20 protein-coding genes, 1 other RNA gene and 1 pseudogene are annotated in these 22575 nt (G+C 40.8%); 12 read left to right on the plus strand and 10 right to left on the minus strand.

Features of this window, described 5'->3' with window-relative positions; genetic code table 11:
• Positions 1-15: 15 nt before the first annotated feature.
• Positions 16-474, minus strand: coding sequence for a division/cell wall cluster transcriptional repressor MraZ (gene mraZ, locus C7Y70_RS03405; RefSeq protein WP_135473365.1), 459 nt, complete (start codon positions 472-474; stop codon positions 16-18).
• 496 nt (positions 475-970) lie between these two features.
• Here mraZ and C7Y70_RS03410 point away from each other — a divergent pair, with 496 nt between their 5' ends.
• The 4 genes from C7Y70_RS03410 (at position 971) to C7Y70_RS03425 (ending at position 2872) form a co-directional block, all read left to right on the plus strand.
• On the plus strand, positions 971-1312 hold the full coding sequence (locus C7Y70_RS03410) for a DUF883 domain-containing protein (RefSeq protein WP_099296157.1): 342 nt from the start codon (positions 971-973) through the stop codon (positions 1310-1312).
• Positions 1313-1320: 8 nt separating this feature from the next.
• The gene (locus tag C7Y70_RS03415) at positions 1321-1770 is read left to right on the plus strand and encodes a hypothetical protein (protein ID WP_135473366.1); all 450 of its coding nucleotides are present in this window, start codon (positions 1321-1323) and stop codon (positions 1768-1770) included.
• Positions 1767-2024: a hypothetical protein gene (locus C7Y70_RS03420; RefSeq protein ID WP_135473367.1), complete on the plus strand. Its 258-nt coding sequence runs from the start codon at positions 1767-1769 to the stop codon at positions 2022-2024. The genes C7Y70_RS03415 and C7Y70_RS03420 overlap by 4 nt, the downstream gene beginning before the upstream one ends.
• Before the next feature lie 269 nt (positions 2025-2293).
• A complete protein-coding gene (locus C7Y70_RS03425; RefSeq protein WP_245321342.1) occupies positions 2294-2872 on the plus strand; it encodes an AAA family ATPase in 579 nt (192 codons plus the stop codon).
• A gap of 19 nt (positions 2873-2891) precedes the next feature.
• Here C7Y70_RS03425 and C7Y70_RS03430 read toward each other — a convergent pair whose 3' ends face one another.
• Together C7Y70_RS03430 and C7Y70_RS03435 are read right to left on the minus strand one after the other, a co-directional pair.
• A complete protein-coding gene (locus C7Y70_RS03430; protein WP_135473369.1) occupies positions 2892-3863 on the minus strand; it encodes a glutathione S-transferase family protein in 972 nt (323 codons plus the stop codon).
• A gap of 9 nt (positions 3864-3872) precedes the next feature.
• A complete protein-coding gene (locus tag C7Y70_RS03435) occupies positions 3873-4715 on the minus strand; it encodes a pirin family protein (protein ID WP_135473370.1) in 843 nt (280 codons plus the stop codon).
• 158 nt (positions 4716-4873) lie between these two features.
• Here C7Y70_RS03435 and C7Y70_RS03440 point away from each other — a divergent pair, with 158 nt between their 5' ends.
• A complete protein-coding gene (locus C7Y70_RS03440; RefSeq protein ID WP_210114654.1) occupies positions 4874-7969 on the plus strand; it encodes an EAL domain-containing protein in 3096 nt (1031 codons plus the stop codon).
• Between the two features lie 201 nt (positions 7970-8170).
• On the opposite strand, the gene C7Y70_RS03445 is transcribed toward C7Y70_RS03440, so the two are convergent.
• Positions 8171-9139: a YihY/virulence factor BrkB family protein gene (locus C7Y70_RS03445; protein WP_135473371.1), complete on the minus strand. Its 969-nt coding sequence runs from the start codon at positions 9137-9139 to the stop codon at positions 8171-8173.
• A gap of 170 nt (positions 9140-9309) precedes the next feature.
• Here C7Y70_RS03445 and C7Y70_RS03450 point away from each other — a divergent pair, with 170 nt between their 5' ends.
• Positions 9310-10416, plus strand: coding sequence for a mechanosensitive ion channel family protein (locus C7Y70_RS03450; RefSeq protein WP_245321344.1), 1107 nt, complete (start codon positions 9310-9312; stop codon positions 10414-10416).
• Between the two features lie 50 nt (positions 10417-10466).
• On the opposite strand, the gene rnpB is transcribed toward C7Y70_RS03450, so the two are convergent.
• Both rnpB and rsmI read right to left on the minus strand, forming a co-directional pair.
• An RNA gene (rnpB, locus tag C7Y70_RS03455) (RNase P RNA component class A) lies at positions 10467-10830 on the minus strand.
• A gap of 42 nt (positions 10831-10872) precedes the next feature.
• Positions 10873-11730 (minus strand): 16S rRNA (cytidine(1402)-2'-O)-methyltransferase, encoded by an 858-nt coding sequence (gene rsmI / locus C7Y70_RS03460; protein ID WP_099296151.1) that lies wholly within the window; start codon positions 11728-11730, stop codon positions 10873-10875.
• Positions 11731-11791: 61 nt separating this feature from the next.
• On the opposite strand from rsmI, the gene C7Y70_RS03465 reads away from it, so the two are divergent.
• The 4 genes from C7Y70_RS03465 to dolP are packed head-to-tail and all read left to right on the plus strand — an operon-like array spanning position 11792 to position 15211.
• Positions 11792-13657 (plus strand): penicillin-binding protein activator, encoded by a 1866-nt coding sequence (locus tag C7Y70_RS03465; RefSeq protein WP_135473372.1) that lies wholly within the window; start codon positions 11792-11794, stop codon positions 13655-13657.
• 27 nt (positions 13658-13684) lie between these two features.
• Positions 13685-14056, plus strand: coding sequence for a YraN family protein (locus tag C7Y70_RS03470; protein WP_135473373.1), 372 nt, complete (start codon positions 13685-13687; stop codon positions 14054-14056).
• A gap of 1 nt (position 14057) precedes the next feature.
• Complete coding sequence (locus C7Y70_RS03475; RefSeq protein WP_099296148.1) at positions 14058-14645, plus strand: SIS domain-containing protein; 588 nt, start codon at positions 14058-14060, stop codon at positions 14643-14645.
• Positions 14645-15211: a division/outer membrane stress-associated lipid-binding lipoprotein gene (gene dolP / locus C7Y70_RS03480; RefSeq protein WP_135473374.1), complete on the plus strand. Its 567-nt coding sequence runs from the start codon at positions 14645-14647 to the stop codon at positions 15209-15211. The genes C7Y70_RS03475 and dolP overlap by 1 nt, the downstream gene beginning before the upstream one ends.
• Before the next feature lie 60 nt (positions 15212-15271).
• Here the strand turns inward: dolP and mutT are convergent, their stop codons facing one another.
• From mutT to C7Y70_RS03495, 3 genes are all read right to left on the minus strand, one after another.
• Complete coding sequence (gene mutT, locus C7Y70_RS03485; RefSeq protein WP_135473375.1) at positions 15272-15667, minus strand: 8-oxo-dGTP diphosphatase MutT; 396 nt, start codon at positions 15665-15667, stop codon at positions 15272-15274.
• 329 nt (positions 15668-15996) lie between these two features.
• Entirely contained in the window at positions 15997-18705 is a 2709-nt protein-coding gene (secA, locus tag C7Y70_RS03490; RefSeq protein WP_135473376.1) for a preprotein translocase subunit SecA, read from the minus strand.
• A gap of 448 nt (positions 18706-19153) precedes the next feature.
• A complete protein-coding gene (locus C7Y70_RS03495; protein ID WP_135473377.1) occupies positions 19154-19633 on the minus strand; it encodes a DUF721 domain-containing protein in 480 nt (159 codons plus the stop codon).
• Positions 19634-19840: 207 nt separating this feature from the next.
• On the opposite strand from C7Y70_RS03495, the gene C7Y70_RS03500 reads away from it, so the two are divergent.
• Together C7Y70_RS03500 and C7Y70_RS03505 are read left to right on the plus strand one after the other, a co-directional pair.
• Positions 19841-21211: an MBL fold metallo-hydrolase gene (locus C7Y70_RS03500; protein WP_135473378.1), complete on the plus strand. Its 1371-nt coding sequence runs from the start codon at positions 19841-19843 to the stop codon at positions 21209-21211.
• A gap of 41 nt (positions 21212-21252) precedes the next feature.
• Positions 21253-21603: a four helix bundle protein gene (locus C7Y70_RS03505; RefSeq protein WP_135473379.1), complete on the plus strand. Its 351-nt coding sequence runs from the start codon at positions 21253-21255 to the stop codon at positions 21601-21603.
• Positions 21604-21628: 25 nt separating this feature from the next.
• Here the strand turns inward: C7Y70_RS03505 and galU are convergent.
• Positions 21629-22540, minus strand: a pseudogene (gene galU / locus C7Y70_RS03510) (UTP--glucose-1-phosphate uridylyltransferase GalU).
• Positions 22541-22575 lie beyond the last annotated feature (35 nt).

A 22575-nucleotide genomic window follows, 5' to 3' on the forward strand; every position in this document is an offset into this window, starting at 1 on the left:
TTTTTTATTAGCTACTCAAAGTGAGAAGTTGTCTAGATCTGGGCTTGATTCAAAATCACCGAGCATTTCAATTTCAGTGTCTTTACGCATCTGTTCATTCCAGCGCTCTTCATCCCAGATCTCAAATTTGTTCATCAACCCAACTAACATTATCTTTTTGCCTAAATCAGCATGGGCACGTAGTGACGGTGCCAGCAAAATTCGGCCATTTTTGTCGAGTTGGTATTCTGTTGCATTTCCTAATAACATGCGTTGCATGCGCCTAGCTCGTGGATTCATATTAGAAATTTTCGCAAGCCGCTCTTCTATATCTTGCCACTGAGCAAGTGGGTACAACCATAAGCAAGGCTCATTCAACGCGATGGTACAAATCACAGTGCCCATATCTTCAGACAGCAGATCGTTTCGATACTTGGTTGGTACCGCAAAGCGTCCTTTGTCATCCATACTGAGCGAACTCGCACCGCGAAACATAAAAGCCTACAGAAAATTTTGTTATTAACTGGCTAAAATTAGTTTTGATCCAATTTGATCCACTAAAAACCACTTTTTACCACAGTGCTCCAGTTTAGGGCTTGACAAGCCATTTTGTCAAGTCAGCAAAACTCTATAGTTGACTGTGCAAGCCAGAAAAAATAAGGCCTAGCGCAAAGCTACTGAATTATGTGGGAAAAAGTGGAATACAATAAAAAAATATTTTTTTCTGTAGATCAAGCTAACTAAGGCCCCAAGGCTGGTTACTGAATAAACGATGAATAATTACAAATAATCAACCTCATTAACGTACCGATTTTATCTGTTGTAAAGATTACTTAATCGACCTGTAATTATTACTGTTAAGAGTTTTAAAATATTAGCAATCTTACAACAAAAAACCATAAGCAACTGAATGTAAACAACTTAGTTTATTGGTATGGAAACTGCTGGTAATTAGACACACTTGTTTTTAATTATTTAAGGAAGGAATATTATGGCTACAGCAGCTACTAACTCAAAAGCGTCAGTTTCAACTAACAGTAAAGTAGATCCTACTTTACCAACAAGCGAAGCTCCGCTTACAGAAAAAGCAACCTCTGCTGCACACAGCGCAGTTGACGCATTATCAACAAGAGCCGCAACCGCAGAACAAAGTATTCGTGAAGGTGCTACTAGCTCTGCTGAAACATTGTCAGAGAAGCAGCAAATTGCCCGCGAAAAAATCACACAGTACAGTGGTAAAACACGCCAACTAGCCTCTGAGAATCCGCTTGCAACAGCAGGAATCGCATTTGCTGCGGGCATGTTAGTTACTGCATTATTTAACCGTAAGTAAGCTCAATCATGTCTCATTCTCAACACGCAAGTGAGAAACAGCAACATGCCACTGATCAACCTAATACGGCTGACCAGTGGCAAGTTCACCTCGAGAAGATTTCAGATTATTCAAAGCAACTTTATAGTGATTATCACTCACAAGCTAAGACCTGTAAAAACATTGCAGCTGCCGAATGGCACCTTTCAACACGCTCACTAGCGCTTACCATTATTTTGTTGGTATGTTTTGCCGGCGGGTTGGTGCTGCTTTGGGCTGGGTTACTTGCAACAATAGGCATCGCTATTTTCGCCTTCAGCGAATCTTTATGGTTAACAGCGGGATCTTTGATTTCATTACAGCTTCTTTGTCTTACTTGGCTTTGGAAAAACATAGGGTATATCAGCGGTAAAATCGGGTTCGATAAATCGCTCCGCAGTCTTCGTCAGCTATTAAACATTAATAAGGATGACTCATGATCATTGATTACTTCATTAATAAGCCACAGCGAAGGGTGGAAGAACTCACTGAAAAAATGGATTTGCGCGACGAGCTCAAGCGTCAGCATCACCAAGCCTTAAACTACCGGCTTAAGCGCTTTGCAGTTACCAACGTTGGTATTGCCAGTGCATTTACAGCTGGTGCAGGTTACCAAGCATTGAAAAACAATGACTCAAACCAAAGTAAACTGAGTAAGCTCAGTAAGTTTACTTGGCTTTTACGGTTTATTTAACCCGAGCCTAGCTAAAGTATGCACCAACTAAAATGGTATTAGAGGACAAACATAGTTAATCACTTTCAGTTGGAGGTTTTAGCTTTAGCGAATTGAATTTAATAATTCATTGCAACGAAAAGCATTATAAATATTGCTAGAGATAGGTTTATTATCCAGTATTCAGTTACTTTATATGATCCGTATCAGTAAAGTGCCTATTTAGGCTTCTCATCTTTACTTTATTTTATTACCGTACAGCTATTACATTTGTGTATGAGTTAAATAAATTGAAAAAGCGCATCGTATTAACAGGTGGTCCTGGCGGCGGGAAAACCACAGCAATTGATTTATTACGCCGAGAGTTTTCTAAACAAATAGTTGTAGTCCCTGAATCCGCGACTATGTTATTTAGCGGAGGGATCAAACGAAACAACGAACCACACCTTATAAAATCCCATCAGCAAGCCATATTCAATCTACAAAAAAATCTAGAACATATTCAACGTACCGAACATCCAAACCGCTTAATGCTGTGTGACCGTGGTAGTTTAGATGGTTTAGCTTATTGGCCTGATGAAACTAGCGATTTTTTTGATTGCCTTAACACGGATTTGCAAACAGAACTTACACAATACGACGCTGTCATTTTTTTTGAAACAGCAGCTAAATCAGGGCAAAGCATTGATAGCAATAACCCCGTACGAAACGAATCTGACAAACAAGCCATATTAATCGACAACAAGTTACAAGCAATTTGGTCTCAACATCCTAACTTTAATTTAGTTAAAAGCGCTGAATCATTTGTACAAAAAGTGATGTTTGGTATTGAGACCATCACCAAGGTAATGAAAAGCTACGAACAATGAATGCTCGTAGCTCTTTTATTTAATCTCGGTTATGTGGCTCTAGATAATCTATATAAGGACCATTGGGTACTACTTGCGTTGGGTTAATCATTGTATGGCTAAAATAGTAATGACGTTTAATATGATAAAAATCAACCGTTTCCTTTACTGAAGCAATTTGATATAGCTCACGCAAGTAATTACTCATTGCAGGGTAGCTTTCAATGGTGCGTAAATTACATTTAAAGTGACCAACATACACACTATCAAATCGGATTAGAGTCGTGAATAAACGCCAATCAGCTTCAGTGAGCGTATCCCCCACTAAATAACGGTTTTTTTCTAGGCGAGCTTCTATGCTATCAAGCGCGCTAAATAAATCATCAAAAGCGTCAGTGTATGCCTGCTGTGTCGTCGCAAACCCAGCTCTGTATACCCCATTATTGATGTTGTGATAAACAAAGTCATTTACCTCGTCTATTTGAGAGCGCAATTCATGCGGATAGAAATCCAAGGTATTCCCGTTTAATCCGTCAAATGCTGAGTTAAACATACGAATAATCTCGGCAGACTCATTACTGACAATACGATTGGTCTTTTTATCCCACAACACAGGAACAGTCACGCGGCCTGAATAATCAGCTTTATGCGCTGTATAAATTTGATGCATATAAGCTTTATCGAATAAATCATCACCCGAACTGTGATTAGATTTATCAAATGTCCATCCATGTTCAAGCATATCAGGGCTTACAACAGATACGCTAATGTAATCTTCAAGCCCTTTTAAATGACGAAATATAAGCGTACGGTGTGCCCATGGACACGCAAGTGACACATACAAGTGATAGCGTCCTTTTTCAGCTTTAAAGCCAGCGTCCCCTGTTTTTCCAGCACTGCCATCAGGTGTCACCCAATTGCGTAGTTGAGCTGCTTCACGTTTAAATTCACCTTGGTTATTATCAGTGTCGTACCATTTATCATGCCACTGACCATCGACAAGTAAGCCCATAATAATCTCCTATAAAGTACCAAATTTACCGGATTGATAATCTCGAACGGCTTGTTGCAACTCAGCTTGGGTAGTCATAACAAACGGTCCCATGTGTGCAATTGGTTGGTTAAGCGGCTCACCCGCAAGCAACAATACACCCGCGCCCTTGCTTGAGCTAAAAGCAATAGCACTGTTTGGCTGTAAAATAAGCAAGCTCCCAGCTTTAACCGTTCCCGCTTGCTCCGTATCAATCTCGCCTGTATGAACATAAATCATAACTTTTGATTGAGCTAAAGGCGCATGTGTAAACTGAGTATTTGCAGGTAATGTCACATCAGCCAACATGCCATTAGCCGCTAAATCTTGTAGGCTTGAAATTTGCTGCTCATCAGCAAACTGCCAACTGCCTGCTAATGCAGTTAACTTAACGCCTTGCTCATCTTGCTTCACGGGTGCAGGCGAAGTTGTTGTGTCTTGGTATTTTGGCGCTCTTAACTTATCTGCGCTTGGCATATTGAGCCAAATTTGAAAGCCGTGCATACCTTCTTTTGCATCTGCCAGTGGCATTTCACTGTGAATAACCCCAAAGCCTGTACTCATCCACTGTACATCTCCCGCACGAATAGCTTTTTTATTCCCCATTTGATCCTGATGTTCAAAACCACCTTTAATGATATAGGTAAAAGTTTCAATCCCGCGGTGCGGGTGTGCAGGGAACCCACCCATAAAATCATTTTGATCGTTCGACTTTAATTCATCAATCATTAAAAAAGGGTTTAGGTGCTTGCCATCAAAGCCAGGAATACGGCTAATGTTGACTCCATCACCATCACTGGTAGCGTAACTTGATAGGATATTTAATATTTGCATGATTGCTCTCATATGCTTAACTATGATTAATAATATGCACATAAACGAAAAACAACCATTGCATAAAATAGTATCAATCATTCGTTTAAACAGAATGGTAAATAACCTTATATATTATATGGTTATTTTTTAGTTTTTTAGATACAATTTTGTACCAAATGAAAATAATAAAGAGTATCGTTATCTTATCTTTATCATTACAAACTCGTCTTTATCGCTTATTCATTTTATTAAGCCTACCTGGCATTGTGGCTATTTTATTTAGCCTTTGGTATGCAAAAGAAAATGTACTCAAAGAAAGCCGTATGCAAGCACTTGCTATTGCACAGCAACTTACTACACAGCAAGCAGGCTTATTAAATGAAGTAAAGAATTTTACTGTTCAACTTGCAAGATTGGATGATTTTTCAGCCCCACTAAAAAAGGGATGCCCAGCCTATTTAAAAAAAATAAGTGCGCTTAACCTGGAAATAGCCAATATTGGGATCATTGATTTAACAGGAGAGCCACGCTGTTTATTAAGTGGTATGAACAAGAACATCAATATTAGTGATCGTCAATATTTTAAAAACGCCCTTGCTACGAAAGATTTTGCGATCGGTTTTTTTCAAAAAGATCGAAGTTTAGATACCCTCACAGTTAATTTTGCCTACCCACTGCTTGATGAAAATCAGACCCCCTACGGCGTAGTAGTGAGTGTTATTACTTTGGATTGGTGGAGTAAAAAACTGGCAAGCTTTCACCTTCCTCAAGGCACGCTTGCGATAATTACCGACAGCCACAACCGGGTTTTGGCTAATTCCCCCTACGATGCAAAAAGGTTTGGCAAAAACATCAGCGAATACGGTTTCAGTGATGCAACATCAGGCTTTAACAACATTGTTGATTTTAACGGCGTTAATCACGTACTCCATAAACAACAAATGTACAAAGATGAAGTTAATAACACGCTCAATGCCTATATTGCTATCCCTTTTGATAAAGAGATTGAAAATGCAAACCAGCTTTTTATTAATGCCCTAATCACGTTCATTATAATTATTTCGATAATGTGTGTGTTTGCTCACTTGCGATTAAAAAAAGCAATACTTACCCCATTAAAACAACTAACTTGCGCCATTCAAGAGCTTGCCAAAGGATATCTACCAAAACAATTTAGCCTAAAAAGCCCTGAGCTCAACTCTCTATACGAACACTTCGAAGAAATGGCGCAAACACGCTTAGCCGCTGAAGCACATGTAAAGCGCCAGCATAGCGAGCTAAGTAGCTTACTCAGTGCATTACCTGATATTTATATCCGTATTAATATCCATGGTGATGTGCTTAATTTAGGGGGGCAAGTTTCACGCTTAAATAAACCTGTTTATGCTAATTCCAAACTGCATTTACGCGATTTACTCGACGAAGAGAAAAGCAAACAATTACTACAAAACTTACCGACAGGCAAAGAGACAGCGCAATTTGAATTACAAGACTCAGATGAGAACCCAAAGCACGTTTACGAGGTAAGAATTAGCGCTAAACCTAATAGCAACGAATACACTCTGGTACTCCAAGATATCACCTCTAGAAAACATGCTGAAAAAGCCTCTAACCTTGCCTCTTTAGTCTATGCAAATAGCAGTGAAGGTATGGTTATCACCGATCCGAACGCCATTATATTAGATGTTAACCCTGCTTTTTGCGAGGTCACTCAATACCGTAAAGACGAAGTACTGGGTAAACCCATTTCCATTTTAAATTCAGGAAGACACAAAAAGTCTTTCTACAAAGAAATGTGGCAAATGATTGAGCAGTCAGGTCGTTGGCAAGGTGAAATACAAAATAGACGAAAAGATGGTGAGCTTTTTACTGAATGGCTAACGATAGATACTGTTTATGACGAATACGGCAACCCTCACCGTCGCGTGGCTATTTTTACAGATATCACAGAAAAAAAAGCAGCTGATGAATTAATATGGCATCAAACACACTTTGATCATTTAACCAATTTGCCAAACAGAGTTGAGTTAAAGGACCGATTAAATCAACGATTGAGTAAAAATTACAGTAAAGATTCGCCGCTGGTTATCATGTTGCTAGATCTTGATCACTTTAAAGATATTAACGATACATTAGGCCATTTTTATGGTGATGAATTACTTAAAATGATTGCGCACAGGCTACATGAAACAAATCAAGATATTGATTTTATGGCCCGAATTGGTGGTGACGAATTTGTTATCGTGCACACAAAAATTATCAGTGAAGATCACATTAAAAAAGTAGCTAAAGATCTACTTCAAGCTATGTCGCAACCATTTCTGCTCGAAGAAGAAGAAATCTTTATTGCAGCGAGTATCGGTATTGCGATTGCCCCCACGGATGGCGACTCATGTGAGCAACTACTCAAGGCCGCGGATCAGGCCATGTTCCAAGCCAAGCAAAATGGTCGCAATTGCTACGAGTTCTTTAGTTTAAAACTGCGTGAACAAGCACAGCATAGAATGGAATTACTAAAAAGCATGCGCTACGGGATTGAGCAGCATGAATTCGAACTTTATTATCAGCCAATTGTCGATCTTAGCTCCGAGAAAATCCACAAAGCTGAAGGATTAATGCGCTGGCAACACCCAGTTCAAGGACTTATTAGCCCAGCCCAATTTATTCCACTCGCTGAGGAGTCAAGATACATCAATCCACTTGGTCAGTTCGCATTTACCAAGGCATTGCAAACACTGCAAACTCTTCGCAGCATCGATAACAGCTTTCAATTGAGTGTTAACGTATCCCCTGTGCAGTTCAGTTGCTTAGACAGTGGCATAGATAAATGGCCGCAGCTACTGCACGAAGCCAATTTACCTCTCAATGCTATCGTAGCAGAAATCACTGAAGGCCTGATGATTTCACAAGAGCCTCTAACACAACAGCGCCTTAAATCTTTAGAGCGTTCAGGTATGGAGCTGGCGCTCGATGATTTTGGTACGGGTTACTCGTCCCTCGCTTATTTGCAGCAAATGGATGCCGATTATTTAAAAATAGACAAATGCTTCGTTGATGATATCAAAGAAGGGAATCAGCAACTTGCTCTGTGTAAAGCCTTAATCAATATGGCTCATCAGTTTAATTTAAAAGTAATTGCAGAAGGAATTGAGACTCGCGAACAGCACCACTTATTGCTGCAACTAGGCTGTGACTATGGGCAAGGCTACTTGTTTTCAAAACCATTGCCTGAGAAAGAATTCATTGCCTTAGTGAATAAACAACATAATTAATAGCGAGGGTCAGTTGACCCCTAGCGGATTAAAATTTGTTCATACTAAGAGCGATTTAATCGCGGCGTGAGGTTTGTACCCTAGTGGGCTAAGTCAAAACGAGCGAAGCTGCGCGTCTTGCTTACGCCCCTTTCCTACCGCCATGTTGGTAACAAAAATGCTGCGGCTTAGATTATAAAGTCTTAATCATCTGCATCCGTTTTATTGGCGTGCTGCTTTTTTTTGACGTTTTGTAAGGGTGTCGGCCACATAAGCGCCCCTTTCACCCAACTCACTGTCATCACCTTTAGTGCTATCACATAATGTTTGCTGCTCAATACTGGCATTAAAAGCTGCGCCAAAAATAATCATGTACGCACTTAAATATAGCCACATCAGCATGATAACAACACCGCCTAGTGAACCATACGTTTCGTTATAGGAGGAGAATTGAGCGACATAAAATGAAAACCCGACAGACGCCAAAATCCACAATACAGTCGCAAACAATGAACCCGGTGTAACCCATCGCCACTTTGCCTCACGGCGATGCGGTGCATAACGGTATAGGCACGCCAATGCAACATTAAATATCACTGCTAAAAATGGCCATGATATTAGTTGTATTACAAGATCCACACCTTGTGTAAGTCCAACTAAATTTAAAACAACGGGTAAAATACCAATGATCAATAAGGCGATCACAGCAACCATAATAGCGCCAACAGAAAATACAAACCTAATAAATAACGCAATTAAAAACTGACGTTTATTTTTCTCATGATAAGTAATATTGCACGCAGTTATTAGTGCTTGAGAGCCCTTGCTACTACTCCACACCGCCAAAATTAATGTGCTGATCGCACTGAAGCTCAAAGTCGCTTGTGATTTTTGACTTACATCGGTTACTTGCTGCAAGATGATTTCACGCGTGCTGGGCGGTATCAAGGTAATAAATTGACTTACATGAGCTGTAATTTCAGCCGGAGATGAAAAATAAGCATACACAGAGACTAACGCTGCAATGGCGGGAAAAATAGCTAACAATGCATAGAATGCAACGCCTGCTGCCACAAACGACAAGTTATCTCTTGATGAATTTGCATACACGCGCTTTACAATGCTCCACCAGCCACGCAAAGGGATTTTACTAGGTGAATCTGCCCGATAACCATATTTATTTTTTGCCATAATTTACTCTCTACATAATGCCACTCGCAATAGCAGCGGGTTGCTGTACATTTAAATACATTGCAAATGAACTTACTAAAAACGCAGCAATATACCTGCCAAGTAACACTGGCCTTTTAATTGCAAAGATATCGCTTAAGATTAAACGTTAGAAAGTACAAGGACAGTCAGTGAATAATTTATATGTTATTTTAAATCAAATTGTTACAGTCGTATCTGAAGATACCTCTGCAGCATCGGCTGCGTATTCTTGGCAATCCACTGTCGCTGTCATCCAAAGTCAAGTCGTGCAGTTTTTACACGCCGCAGGGCAAATGCTACCCGCTATTTTATTAGGTATTTTAGCTGTCACATGCAGTTATTTTATTGCCCGCCCTTTGTCTTACCTGCTTCTAAAACCTTTAGGGTATGTTAGTGAAAGTCGCTTACTTCATTTGGTAGTAAGGCGTTTTATAAGTACCCTTATCATTTTATTTGGCTTATATATTTTTCTTCGCTTGGCGGGGTTAACCGAATTTGCAGTCGCTGTAATGAGTGGTACAGGGCTAGTTGGTTTAATACTCGGGTTTGCATTTAAAGACATTGCTGAAAACTTTATCTCTAGCTTACTACTGAGTGTGCAACGACCATTTAGAATAGATGATGTCATTGAAGTGAATGGTCATTTAGGTGTTGTTAAAAAGGTCACCGCACGCGCCACAACGCTGGTCGATTTTGACGGCAACCACATTCAAATACCCAACGCCACCGTATACAAAAACACGATTAAAAACCTAACCGCAAACCCAAAAATGCGCGGTAGCTTTACGTTAGGTATTGGCTACGATAACGATACAAAGAGTGCCCAGCAGTTGGCATTAACAATCATTGGTAATCAGAATGCAGTATTAAATGATCCTACCCCGCAAGTGCTAATTAATGATCTAGGCTCGGCAACGCTCAATTTTACTATTTACTTTTGGGTCAACAGTGAAGAACACAGTGTATTAAAAGTCGCCTCGCAATTAATGCGTGAGTTAGTTAATGAGTTTACTGAACACGGCATTAGCATGCCAGATGACGCCCGCGAACGTGTATTACTCAATAGCCAAGGTGAAGATATTTACCCAGCTAAAAGCGAGTCTCGTCAAACAGGAAATACCCCTTTATCGGCAAAAAAACCGCACACTTCACAAGTTACTGCATCAAGTGTTGATGATGTCAGCAGTGACACAGGCGAAATACGAGAACAAGCAGAAAAATCTCGCGATCCAGAGCAAGGCAGTAATATCATTTAACTTCAAACACAAAAAAGCCCGCAGCGTTAACTGCGGGCTTTTTTATTGAATGAGTGAGTCAGCCTATAAGCCGGGTTCTGTTCTTTCCGAAGAAAGTGATAATCATTCGTCTAGGCCATAAATCGCTCTATGGCTCAAGCAACCTACCCGGTTCCAACGTGGGCCACGCCATAAGGAACCCTATTTGGTCTTGCTCCGAGTGGAGTTTACCTTGCAACCGACTATTACTAGCGGCCCGGTGCGCTCTTACCGCACCCTTTCACCCTTACCAACCGAAGTTGGCGGTCTCCTCTCTGCTGCACTTGTCGTGGGCTCACGCCCCCCAGCCGTTAGCTGGCACTCTGCCCTGTGGAGCCCGGACTTTCCTCCCCCTGCGCATTTTCGTTGCAGGCAGCGATTATCTTGGCTGACTCGGCGCGCAGTATACCTGAGCTTAATGCTACGTGCAGTAAAGAATTAACCTTTTTCGTCAATAATTGTTTTATATAAAGCGTTTTTCTTCATACCAAAGTAATCAGCCACAATGCCGCAGGCTTTTTTCATTGGCATTTCGCTTTCAAGTAGCGCCAGCATTTTACGTGCTTCGGGTGGAATGTCGTCAACTAGCTTTGGTTTGCCTGGCAGCATCAATACTATCTCACCACGTTGCTTGGTTGGGTCGTCGGTTAAAAATTGCTTGAGCTCAGCTACCGTACCATTAAAAAAGGTTTCAAAGGTTTTGGTTAGCTCTTTGGCAAATACCACCTGTTGCTCGCTGCCAAGGGCACTCTCTAAGTCATCGAGGCTGGCCATAATACGGTGCGTACTTTCATACATAATACTGGTAATGCCTGAATTTACTGCTTCAATGAAAAAATCTTGGCGCGCTTTACTTTTAGCTGGAGTAAAACCAATGAACTGAAAACGATCAGTGGGCAGTCCTGAGCAGCACACTGCCGTAATTGCAGCACATGCACCTGGCACAGGTGTGACATGCGCGCCTTGTTCACGGCATAAGTTTACAACTGCATAGCCTGGGTCGCTTATTAACGGAGTACCTGCGTCTGAAACTAATGCAATATTTAACCCTTGATTTAGCTGGTCAATAATTTGCTGCGCTTTTTGTTTTTCATTATGGTCGTGCAAAGCAAAGGTTTTAGCTTTAATACCAAAGTGACTGAGCAACTTGCCAGTGTGGCGTGTATCTTCAGCAGCGATTAAGTCAACTTGAGATAGTGTCGCAATTGCGCGCTGGCTTAAGTCGTCAAAATTGCCAATTGGGGTAGCAACGATGTAAAGAGTGCCGATTTTATCTGAATTCTCCTCATTTAACATTGAGGTCTCCTGCGTCAGTCAGTAATATAAGCAAATCGCGTTAACGTATTGGGAAATCATTGTGCGACTTAAACTTGTTAGTCTATTAATCATATTGTCAGGGTTATCGGCCTGTAGTACAACCGAAAAACCGACTAAAACCAGTGAAAACCTTAGTTCAGCGAATAGTTCTGCACAAATTCAAGCAACTGATGCACGCTCAATGTACCAACTTGCCTTAAATCGCCAAGGTGCAGATAAAATTCAGCTACTTTATAGCGCACGCGATGCTGCCATTACAGAGCAGCGCTGGCCATTATTAGAGCAAATATGCACTGACCTTGAACAAACCCCCAGCGTTGATCAAATTCAAAACAAACTTTACATCGCATTTGCGCAAAAACAACAAGGCAAAAACAGCTTAGCGCTCGAAATGCTAGCTACTTTAAATAATCAGCTTACTCAAGCTGAGCACTATGCGTGGCACCAATATTTAACGGGCAGTGTGTATACATCACAAGAGTTACCGAAAAAAGCCGTGCCCTATTTTTTTAAAGCATCTGAAACAGCGAGCAAAAGTAATTTAACTATTCCAGGTTTAAATCAAGCGCTATGGCAAAACTTACAGCAGCTATCTTCTTATGCTTTAGAACGCTTTAATCGTGGTTCGGTTGTTCAACAAGGCTGGGTTAATTTAGCGTTATACCACCAAGTATATTCGGGGGCACCGGTTGAGCTCGACCAAGCAATCAACAACTGGCAAAGACGTTACCCTGGCCACCCTGCATCGGCGGTTTTACCAGAGAAAGACGCCGAACTGCTAGCAGCTGAGCCGCTAAATATAAAACGTTTAGTAGTATTACTCCCCCAGTCAGGTGCAAATGAACGATTAGGTGATGCATTAAAAGCAGGTATACTAGGTGCGCTCGATAATAGTGAAATAAATGAAACCACTTTTATTGATGAAATGCTAAGCACATCAGAAATTAACGCCAAACTAAATGAAATACAGCCCAACTTTGTAATTGGCCCGCTACTTAAAGTAAATATAGATAAACTGACAAACGAGCAATCGTTGAAAAGCTATCCTACGTTGCATTTAAACGCGATTGAAGGCGAGCGAACTTCAGCTCAACATTACTTTTTTGCATTAAACCCAGAGCATGAAGTACAACAAGCGTTAGAACACTTTTTGGCGCAGGGCTATCAAAAGCCTATGCTTCTTGCGCCAGATAACAGTGCTGGTCAACGCTTGGTTGATTACTTTAATGTTCAATGGCAGCGCTACAGCGAAACCCAACCGCAAGTAGGTCTTTATAAAGACAAAAAAGACATGCCAAATACAATCAAAGGTTTGCTTGAAGTCGCTGAGTCTAAAGAGCGTATAAAAGGTGTGAAAGCATTATTTAAAACAGAAGTAGAAAGCGAAACGCGTTCGCGCAGAGATATCGATGTAATTTATATCTTAGGTGATGCGACTGAAACACGCTTAATAAAACCCTATTTAGATGTGAACGTGAGTACCTTTGCCGATCGTATTCCTCTTTATGCAAGCTCTAAAAGTCATAGTAAGCAAATAGATAGAACTGACAAAGGTGACCTTGATGGTCTATATTTTACTGAATTACCTTGGATGCTAAGTGGTCAAATTGCAAATCAGACACTGCGTCAACAATATAACTCACTGTGGCCTGAGCAAGTAGATATTAGCCAGCGTTTATTCGCGATGGCGTACGATTCAGTCTCCTTACTTGATGATCTAAACCAGCTGAGAGTGTTTCCTGGAAAACAGTATGCAGGTTTAACCGGCCAATTGAGTATTACCAGTGACGGCCAAATTAATCGTCAATTAAATTGGGCGCAATATAAAGATAAGCAAATAAAGCCTGTAAAACTTAAAACACAAGCCCCCGTGCCTTTGTTTATGCAAGTTGCAAGTGGTGAATAATTTACTAAAACCAACAAGGATGTTGTCATGTCGTGGTTTAAGCAGCTGTGGCAAAATAGCCGAGAAAAAGGTCAATATTACGAGCTAGAAGCTCAAAAATATTTACAACAGCAGGGGTTAATTCCCATAGAGCGAAATTATAACTGCCCCTATGGTGAACTAGATGTGATAATGCGTGACGGAGACACTCTGGTGTTTGTTGAAGTTAAATTTCGCAGTAGCAACGTAAAAGGCGGTGCTATTCATGCGTTAGGAAAACAAAAGCAACAGCGTCTAAAGCGCACTATTTATCATTATTTAGCGGCAAAAAAGCTAACAAACCAGCCGCTAAGAATCGATTTTGTCGCAATAACTGGCGACACATCGCAACAACTTAATTGGATAAAAAACGTATTTTAATATGCAAGACACTATAAAAGAAATTTTTAAAGAAAGCATTCAAGTACAAATTGCGGCAGGTGAAGTACTACCAAGCGCATTGGAATCCGCTGCATTTACTATTGCACAGAGCCTTATTAATGGTAATAAGTTGATTTGTTGTGGCACTGCAAGTTGTCACATGCTTGCACAGCACATGGCTGGCGTACTTATCAACTTTTACGAAACTGAACGCCCGTGCTTGCCAGCCATTGCGCTCTCGCAGGAGCACATTAACTTAGGCCAAAACAACCAAAGTGAAGACCACGAGACATTCGCGCGTCAAATTAGAGCTTTTGCACACCAAGGTGATTTATTGTTGGTGTTAGCCAGCAATGGGAATGAAAAAAATATAATTTCTGCCGTTGAAGCTGCACTTACCAAAGATATGAAGGTCATAGTTATGGTAGGCGATGACGGAGGTGAACTCGTGGGGTTGTTAGGCGCTAATGATGTAGAAATACGTGTTCCCTCAAAACGTCCAAGTCGTATTATTGAATCTCACTTAGTAAATTTACATTGTTTAAGTGAGCTTATTGATTTAACCCTATTTCCGCAGGATGAAAGTTAATGCTCAAGCAGTCTCTTATTATTATTAGTACCGTTTTATTGCTGCAAGGTTGTGCCGCTGCTGTTGTGGTTGGTACCGCAGGCGCCGTAACAGCCGCGAATGATCGCCGTACCATCGGCTCACAGATTGACGACAGTAACATTGAAATTAAAAGTGGTATTGCCATCAACGACGTACAGCGCTTAAAAGATCACGCAAACCTCAACGCCATTAGTGTTAACGGGATTGTATTGCTGATTGGCCAAGTAGCCACGCAAGAAATGAAAAACGAAGCCATGCAAGCGGTTGAAAACATTCAAGGCATTCGTAAAATTCACAACCAAATTAGAATTGGCTCTAATATCAGTATTAGCACGAAAACACATGATTCGTGGTTAACATCAAAAGTTAAAACTCAGTTACTCACTGCTGAAAACATCAGTAGTAATAACATTAAAGTGGTAACTGAAAACAGCGAAGTTTTTTTGATGGGCTTAGTAAGTGATACAGAGGCAAATGCTGCTGTGAATATCGCTCGAAACGTATCTGGCGTAGAGCGCGTTATCAAAGTGTTTGAATATTTATAAATAAATTTAAAGCCACAAGTAACTTGTGGCTTATTCGCTTTAACCTTGTAAACCTATGCTTTAGCCAAGTGACTTAAGCTTATTGATTATATCAACATTAGCGGCTGGAAAGTTGTATTCATCTAGTTTGGCTATTTCAACCCACGCACTTTTTTGGCCTTCAGCGCCATGAGCATCACCACTAAAATCTGTGACCAAATGCACAGCTAACTTTACACATTTATCGCCATAGTCATGCTCTATGACCATTAGTTCGCTTGAGCTGTTTATAGTAAGCGCAACCTCTTCGTGTAATTCACGTTTAAGGGCCTCAAACACACTCTCACCGCTTTCTACCTTACCACCTGGAAATTCCCACAAACCCCCTTGGTGCTTGTCGTCAGGTCGCTTGCAGATAAATAATGTATTACCTGCCTTGATCACACCAACAGCTACATGGACAATTTTTTTGGTCATTGGACACCCTTTTTCTTTAATTATAAAAACACCATTGGCGTTGCGAAAACCGCCTAACAAGCTACTTGCACAAATAGAAATGAATGAGAACAAAATGAGGAAAAGCTAAACACACCTAGTGCCTAGTCACTTCCCTGGAGCCTCTGTCTTTACCTCTCAAGCGCAGCGACTCTTAACCTCTTTGTAAACAAGTCACTTAAAAACGCGATATAAAATCGCTGCTACAAAACACTTTCCCGGTGGCAAGCCACTCGCCTACAAGTGAATTTTAACTCAATAAAAAACAAAAAAGCGACGCATGCGTCGCTTTTTCAAGGTTTAAACTGAGGTTACTTTAATTTACCACAACACTGTTTAAACTTTTGGCCAGAACCACATGGGCATGGCTCATTGCGGCCTACTTTTGGCTCCGTACGGGCTGATACTGTAGCACCTGCTGGTGTTTCACCACCCACGTGCTCAGCTTCTTCATGCTGGTACTGACGAGGCGCGTTTTCACTCCGGCGATGTTGCTCTTCGACTTTTTCAACATCTTCTTCTGCACGCACTTGAACCTTACTTAAAATGCCTACAACATCAACTTTAAGGTTTTCAAGCATTTCAGAGAACAACTCAAATGACTCACGCTTATATTCTTGCTTTGGATTCTTTTGCGCATAACCACGTAAATGAATACCTTGGCGTAGGTGATCCATCGCAGCTAAGTGATCTTTCCAATGCTGATCTAAGCTTTGTAGCATAATTGCTTTCTCAAACTGGCGTAAAACAGACTCACCAACTTGCTGCTCTTTTTCCTTATAGGCATTAGTAACCGCTTCTTCAATACGATCTCGTAATTTTTCTTCGTATAGCTTGCTGTCGTCAGCTAACCATTGCGAAATTGGCAGTTCCAATAAGAAGTCTTGTTTTAAGCGTTCTTCAAGGCCCGGGATATCCCACATTTCAGCCAAGCTTTGCGGTGCAATGTACTGGTCAATCATACCGTTAAGTACATCGCCACGAATTACCGTAATTGTCTCAGAAATATCGCCTTCAACAAGTAATTCATTACGCTGTGCGTATACAACACGACGTTGATCGTTTGCTACATCATCGTATTCAAGTAATTGTTTACGAACATCAAAGTTACGCGCTTCTACTTTACGCTGGGCGTTTTCGATAGCACGGTTTACCCATGGATGTTCAATGGCTTCGCCACGCTGCATACCGAGTTTACGCATCATGTTAGTCATGCGTTCACCAGCAAATATACGCATTAGCGCATCATCCATCGAAAGGTAGAAACGGCTTGAACCAGCATCACCCTGACGACCCGAACGACCACGCAACTGATTATCAATACGTCGCGACTCATGGCGTTCAGTACCAATAATATGCAAGCCACCCGCTGCAATTACAGCATCATGACGAATTTGCCACGCAGCTTTGATTTCAGCTATTTTCTCGTCAGTGGGGTTATCCAGCTTTTCAACTTCGCTGTTCCAGTTACCGCCGAGTACGATATCTGTACCACGACCTGCCATGTTAGTAGCAATGGTGACTGTGCCAGGTAAACCAGCATCAGATACAATATCTGCTTCTTGCGCGTGGAACTTCGCATTTAGTACGTTGTGCTTGATCTTTTCTTTACGTAAAAACTGCGATAAATACTCAGAGCTTTCAATCGAGATAGTACCAACAAGCACTGGTTGCCCACGCTCTTGGCAATCTTTAATATCAACTAAAATTGCTTCGTATTTTTCATCTTGTGTTAGATACACCAGATCAGCACGATCGTCGCGGATCATAGGCTTATTAGTTGGCATAACAACAGTATCTAAACCGTAGATTGACTGGAACTCAAATGCTTCAGTGTCTGCAGTACCTGTCATACCGGCAAGGGTATCGTAAATACGGAAGTAGTTTTGGAAGGTAATTGATGCCAGTGTTTGGTTTTCGTTTTGAATTTTTACACCTTCTTTTGCTTCAACAGCTTGGTGTAAACCTTCAGACCAACGACGGCCTTCCATTGTACGGCCTGTGTGTTCATCAACAATAATTACTTCGTTTTCTTTAACAACGTAATCAATGTCTTTTTGATAAAGCTTATGAGCACGTAACGCAGCATAAATGTGGCTAAGTAACGTAATGCTACCTGCAGAATAAAGCGAATCGCCCTCTTCAATTAAGCCACGCTCCGAAAGTAATTCTTCGACTTTAATTTGGCCACGTTCAGTTAAATGAACTTGTTTTGCTTTTTCATCAATGGTGAAATCGCCATCGCCTTCTACACCTTCTTCGTCTTCTTTTTCTTGTAATTCAAGTAAAGGAACAATGGTGTTAATTTCGGTGTAAAGCTGCGAGCTATCTTCAGCAGGCCCTGAAATAATAAGCGGAGTACGCGCCTCATCGATTAAGATTGAATCCACTTCATCCACAACAGCAAAGTAAAGTGGACGCTGTACGCGCTCATCAATACTGAACGCCATATTGTCGCGCAGGTAATCAAAACCAAACTCGTTATTTGTACCGTAGGTAATGTCTGCTGCGTACGCTTCTTTTTTCTGTTGTGGCATCATGCCTGGTACATTACAGCCCACTGTTAAGCCTAAAAACTCAAACAATGGACGGTTAGTTTCAGCATCACGCTTAGCAAGGTAGTCGTTCACCGTAATAATGTGAACACCCTTCCCTGTTAAACCACGAAGGTAAGCAGGTAAACTTGCAGTAAGGGTTTTACCCTCACCAGTACGCATTTCTGCGATGCGGCCTTGATGTAAAACCATGCCACCTAAAAGCTGCACGTCAAAGTGGCGCATGCCATTAACACGTTTTGACGCCTCACGCACGACAGCAAATGCCTCTGGCAAAATGTCATCAAGACTTTGCCCGTTATCGTAACGCTCTCTAAATTCTGCTGTTTTGGCTTTTAAATCTTCGTCTGAAAGCGCTTCTAGTTGCGTTTCAAGCGCGTTGATTAGCGCGACCGTCTTTCTTAAATTTTTAATAGTGCGGTCATTGCGACTACCAAAAATCTTGGTAAATAAATTAGATATCATGATAAAACCGTTACAATGTATTCTTTGTTAGCTGAACATCAACTAACCCATTTTATGCCCCCAAACAATGGGGATAATATTACTAATTAATATACTGCTCATAAAAAAGAACATATTAATTAGCAATTTTGATAAACGCTGTAATTTTCAGCATTTATCTCGTGCGCCACTATACCAGACTCTGCGATACAACGAACTATCTGTTGATAAAGTTAGCCATTTTTAATCGAAAAAATTTAAAAACGCCGTAAAGATAACTTTAAATCAAATGACACAATAAATATCGACTAGGTTTATATGGAGGTAAATAGAATAAATTCAAGAGCGATATGGGAACATTAGGTTCTAGGTTCTAGGTTCTAGGTTCTAGGTTCTAGGTTCTAGGTTCTAGGTTCTAGGTTCTAGGTTCTTCAATACTGCTGCAAACTCAAGATACTCAGCAAGGCGTTTATTTTTTCCCATGTTTAGCCAAGCGCTCTAACTTCTCACGGAGCGATGGTGGAGCATTTTGCGCAATTGCAGAAAGGTAATCAGCAGTTTGCTCACTCATGGGCAATTTTTTTGCTGTGGTATTATTTGCAGGCTTTGTGGCATTATTTTGACTTAATCGTTGGCTTGACTGCGGGTTGGCGGTAATTTTAATTTGCCCAAGCTCAGCCATCCCTGCACCACGAAAGTGTGACAACATATCCATTTTTAAATAATTTAAACGAAGTGCAATCGGTGCTGACACGGCCTCAATCATTAATGTACCGTCGCGGTAATTACTCACTCTGCACTTATCAGCCAAATTAGGGCTTAAAAACTCAGTCAAAAGTGTTTGCTGTTTATCGAGCGCTTGGCTTTTACCCGCATAATTTGATAAGCGACCACTGAGACCCGCCATAATATCGTTCAACGGTTTTGGCGCGTATTTATCTTTAGCCATCACAACACCAATAAAAAAGTTAAGGGCTAGATTTTAATTCAATACAGCGCTTATTACCACCAAGTAAATTTAACCCCGTGGGCGTTACGCAACAAGCACTATTCAAAACTTATAAAACGTGATGGCAAGCCACTCGCCTTCAAAGCTAATTAGGTACAAATAAATTTTTAATGCTACACTTTTTAAATCTAATTATAGGAATAAACTATGCAAATAAAACACCACGGAGCGGTGAATGGCGTTACAGGGTCATGCCATGAACTACAAATTAGTAAAAATACCTCTATTCTAATTGACTGCGGACTATTTCAAGGGGAAGACGCCGGAGTCGACTTAGCAATCGATTTCGATATATCGAATGTCACTGCGCTAATTGTTACGCACTGCCATATTGACCATGTTGGCAGAATTCCCTACTTATTGGCCGCTGGCTTTACCGGGCCTATATACACCTCTGTTGCATCCTCAAGCTTACTCCCACTTGTGATTGAAGATGCATTAAAAGTTGGCGTTACGCGCGATCAAACCATTATTAACGCGTGTTTAAACTTGCTCAGCAAACTGATTATCAAAGTGGAATTTAATACATGGTTTGAATTACCCGTAATTAACGACCACGAGCTAGTGAAGGCACGCTTACAAAGAGCGGGGCATATTTTGGGCTCTGCTTATGTTGAGATAGATATTGGTAAAAAACCATCAAGTCATAGAGTTGTGTTTTCAGGCGATTTAGGCGCGCCCTACACCCCCCTTTTACCAAGCCCTAAAGCGCCCTATAAAGCAGATACATTAGTCATTGAATCAACCTATGGCGATAAAAACCATCAAGGTCGCAAACAACGAACTCAAACCTTAAAAGCAATTATCGAAAAAGCCGTATCAGATAACGGTGTAGTGCTTATTCCTGCATTTAGCATAGGTCGCACACAAGAGCTGCTTTACGAGTTAGAGCAACTAATTCATAACTCAAAAAAACACGCTATCTGGCGCTCAATTGAGGTCATTATAGACTCCCCCATGGCCGCAAACTTTACCCAACAATATCGCCAATTTAAAAACCTATGGGACGATGAGGCAAAAAAACGCGTTGCAAAAGGGCGCCACCCTCTCAACTTTGAGAGCTTACACACAGTTGATAGTCATCAGGAACACCAAGCAGTTATTAATTATTTACGCAGCCGAAAACAGCCCGCGATTATTCTTGCTGCGAGTGGCATGTGTACAGGAGGCCGAATAGTTAATTACTTAGATGCATTTTTAGCAGACAAAACCACCGATGTTATTTTTGTTGGCTACCAAGGCCGTGGCACCCTGGGGCGAGACATTCAAACTTACGGCCCAAAAAATGGCTATGTAATCATTAACGATAAAAAAGTAAATATAAACGCCAAAGTTCATACCATAAGCGGCTACAGCGCTCACGCTGATCAAAATGGCTTACTAAAATTTGTAACCGGCATGCGTAAAAAGCCCAGCCATATAAAAATAGTCCACGGCGATGAAAATGCCAAACAGGTATTAGCACAAAAGTATCGTGAGGTTTTAGGGAAAGGAGTTGAAGTTGAAATTGGGGAATAGGCTTTAGATATTAGATGTTAGATTGCAGAAGAGGAACAGCTATGAACTTTGAACAATTAGATGTATGGAAGCGTTCTGCACGCTTAAGTGCCGATATTTATAAATCAACGATTCATTTAAAAGACTATGGTTTTCGTGATCAACTTACACGTTCAGGTCTATCTGTACCTAGCAATATAACTGAGGGAGTATCCAGAAAAAGCTATAAAGAAAAAAGCCGTTTCATAGATATAGCTAGGGCATCTTTAGCTGAAGCGAGAACACAAATCTACATTGGCGCGGATATTGGCTACCTTACTAAAGAAGATAGCCATAAATGGATTTTAGAAACCAAAGAGCTCGGGGCAATGTTAACAAGCTTAAAAAACAGATTCGACAAACTAACGCTCTAACATCTAACAATCTGATATCTATTTTTTACACCGCTTTTAAGTGAGTCAGCTCTTTTGGATTTACCAATTCAGTTACAAAACTGGTAAACTCTTCACCCAAATTTTCATCCCGCATGCTGTATTCAACAATTGCTTTTAAATAGCCAAGTTTGTCACCACAGTCATGAGAGCGACCACTCATATGAAAAGCTTCAACGGTTTCTTTTTCCATCAACATATCAATTGCATCAGTCAGTTGAACTTCATTACCAGCACCCACTGGTGTTTTAGCCAACAATGACCAGATAGCTTTTGATAATACATAGCGACCAACAACAGCCAAGTTAGAAGGAGCCTTATCAACATCAGGCTTTTCTACCATGGTTTTAATTTTTGCACTTTCACCGGCACCAATAACAACACCATCAATATCAGCTATACCATATTTGCTCACATCTTACTGGGCAACAGGCTCTAGCATAATTTGGCTTGCTTTAACGTCGTTAAACCGTTTTATCATCGCAGCTAAGTTTTCTGTTTTTTGGTCAGCGGTGTAAGCATCTAAAATGACATCAGGTAAAACAACTACAAAGTCATCATCACAAATGATTGGTTTTGCACATAGCACAGCATGCCCCAACCCTTTAGCTTCACCTTGGCGAACTTGTAAAACAGTTACATCTGGCGGGCAAATTGAACGCACTTCTTCTAATAACTTACGTTTAACTCGTTTTTCAAGCGTAGCTTCTAACTCAAAGCTCGTATCAAAGTGGTTTTCAATCGCATTTTTTGAGCTATGTGTTACTAGTACAACCTCCTTAATACCTGCAGCAACACATTCATTCACTATATATTGAATGAGCGGCTTATCGACCAAAGGTAGCATTTCTTTTGGAATTGCTTTTGTCATTGGTAGCATGCGAGTACCAAGGCCAGCTACCGGAATTACAGCTTTTATAGTTAGTCCTTTATTTAAAATTTTTATACAATCTA

The sequence above is a fragment of the Pseudoalteromonas sp. KS88 genome (assembly GCF_004766475.1).
Lineage (GTDB): Bacteria > Pseudomonadota > Gammaproteobacteria > Enterobacterales > Alteromonadaceae > Pseudoalteromonas.

Bases quoted from the DNA above. Each gene is read 5' to 3' on its own strand.
- mraZ (WP_135473365.1), bottom strand. From the start codon at position 474: ATGTTTCGCGGTGCGAGTTCGCTCAGTATGGATGACAAAGGACGCTTT.
- C7Y70_RS03410 (WP_099296157.1), top strand. From the start codon at position 971: ATGGCTACAGCAGCTACTAACTCAAAAGCGTCAGTTTCAACTAACAGT.
- C7Y70_RS03415 (WP_135473366.1), top strand. From the start codon at position 1,321: ATGTCTCATTCTCAACACGCAAGTGAGAAACAGCAACATGCCACTGAT.
- C7Y70_RS03420 (WP_135473367.1), top strand. From the start codon at position 1,767: ATGATCATTGATTACTTCATTAATAAGCCACAGCGAAGGGTGGAAGAA.
- C7Y70_RS03430 (WP_135473369.1), bottom strand. From the start codon at position 3,863: ATGGGCTTACTTGTCGATGGTCAGTGGCATGATAAATGGTACGACACT.
- C7Y70_RS03435 (WP_135473370.1), bottom strand. From the start codon at position 4,715: ATGCAAATATTAAATATCCTATCAAGTTACGCTACCAGTGATGGTGAT.
- C7Y70_RS03440 (WP_210114654.1), top strand. From the start codon at position 4,874: ATGAAAATAATAAAGAGTATCGTTATCTTATCTTTATCATTACAAACT.
- C7Y70_RS03445 (WP_135473371.1), bottom strand. From the start codon at position 9,139: ATGGCAAAAAATAAATATGGTTATCGGGCAGATTCACCTAGTAAAATC.
- rsmI (WP_099296151.1), bottom strand. From the start codon at position 11,730: ATGTTAAATGAGGAGAATTCAGATAAAATCGGCACTCTTTACATCGTT.
- C7Y70_RS03470 (WP_135473373.1), top strand. From the start codon at position 13,685: ATGTCGTGGTTTAAGCAGCTGTGGCAAAATAGCCGAGAAAAAGGTCAA.
- C7Y70_RS03475 (WP_099296148.1), top strand. From the start codon at position 14,058: ATGCAAGACACTATAAAAGAAATTTTTAAAGAAAGCATTCAAGTACAA.
- dolP (WP_135473374.1), top strand. From the start codon at position 14,645: ATGCTCAAGCAGTCTCTTATTATTATTAGTACCGTTTTATTGCTGCAA.
- mutT (WP_135473375.1), bottom strand. From the start codon at position 15,667: ATGACCAAAAAAATTGTCCATGTAGCTGTTGGTGTGATCAAGGCAGGT.
- secA (WP_135473376.1), bottom strand. From the start codon at position 18,705: ATGATATCTAATTTATTTACCAAGATTTTTGGTAGTCGCAATGACCGC.
- C7Y70_RS03495 (WP_135473377.1), bottom strand. From the start codon at position 19,633: ATGGCTAAAGATAAATACGCGCCAAAACCGTTGAACGATATTATGGCG.
- C7Y70_RS03500 (WP_135473378.1), top strand. From the start codon at position 19,841: ATGCAAATAAAACACCACGGAGCGGTGAATGGCGTTACAGGGTCATGC.
- C7Y70_RS03505 (WP_135473379.1), top strand. From the start codon at position 21,253: ATGAACTTTGAACAATTAGATGTATGGAAGCGTTCTGCACGCTTAAGT.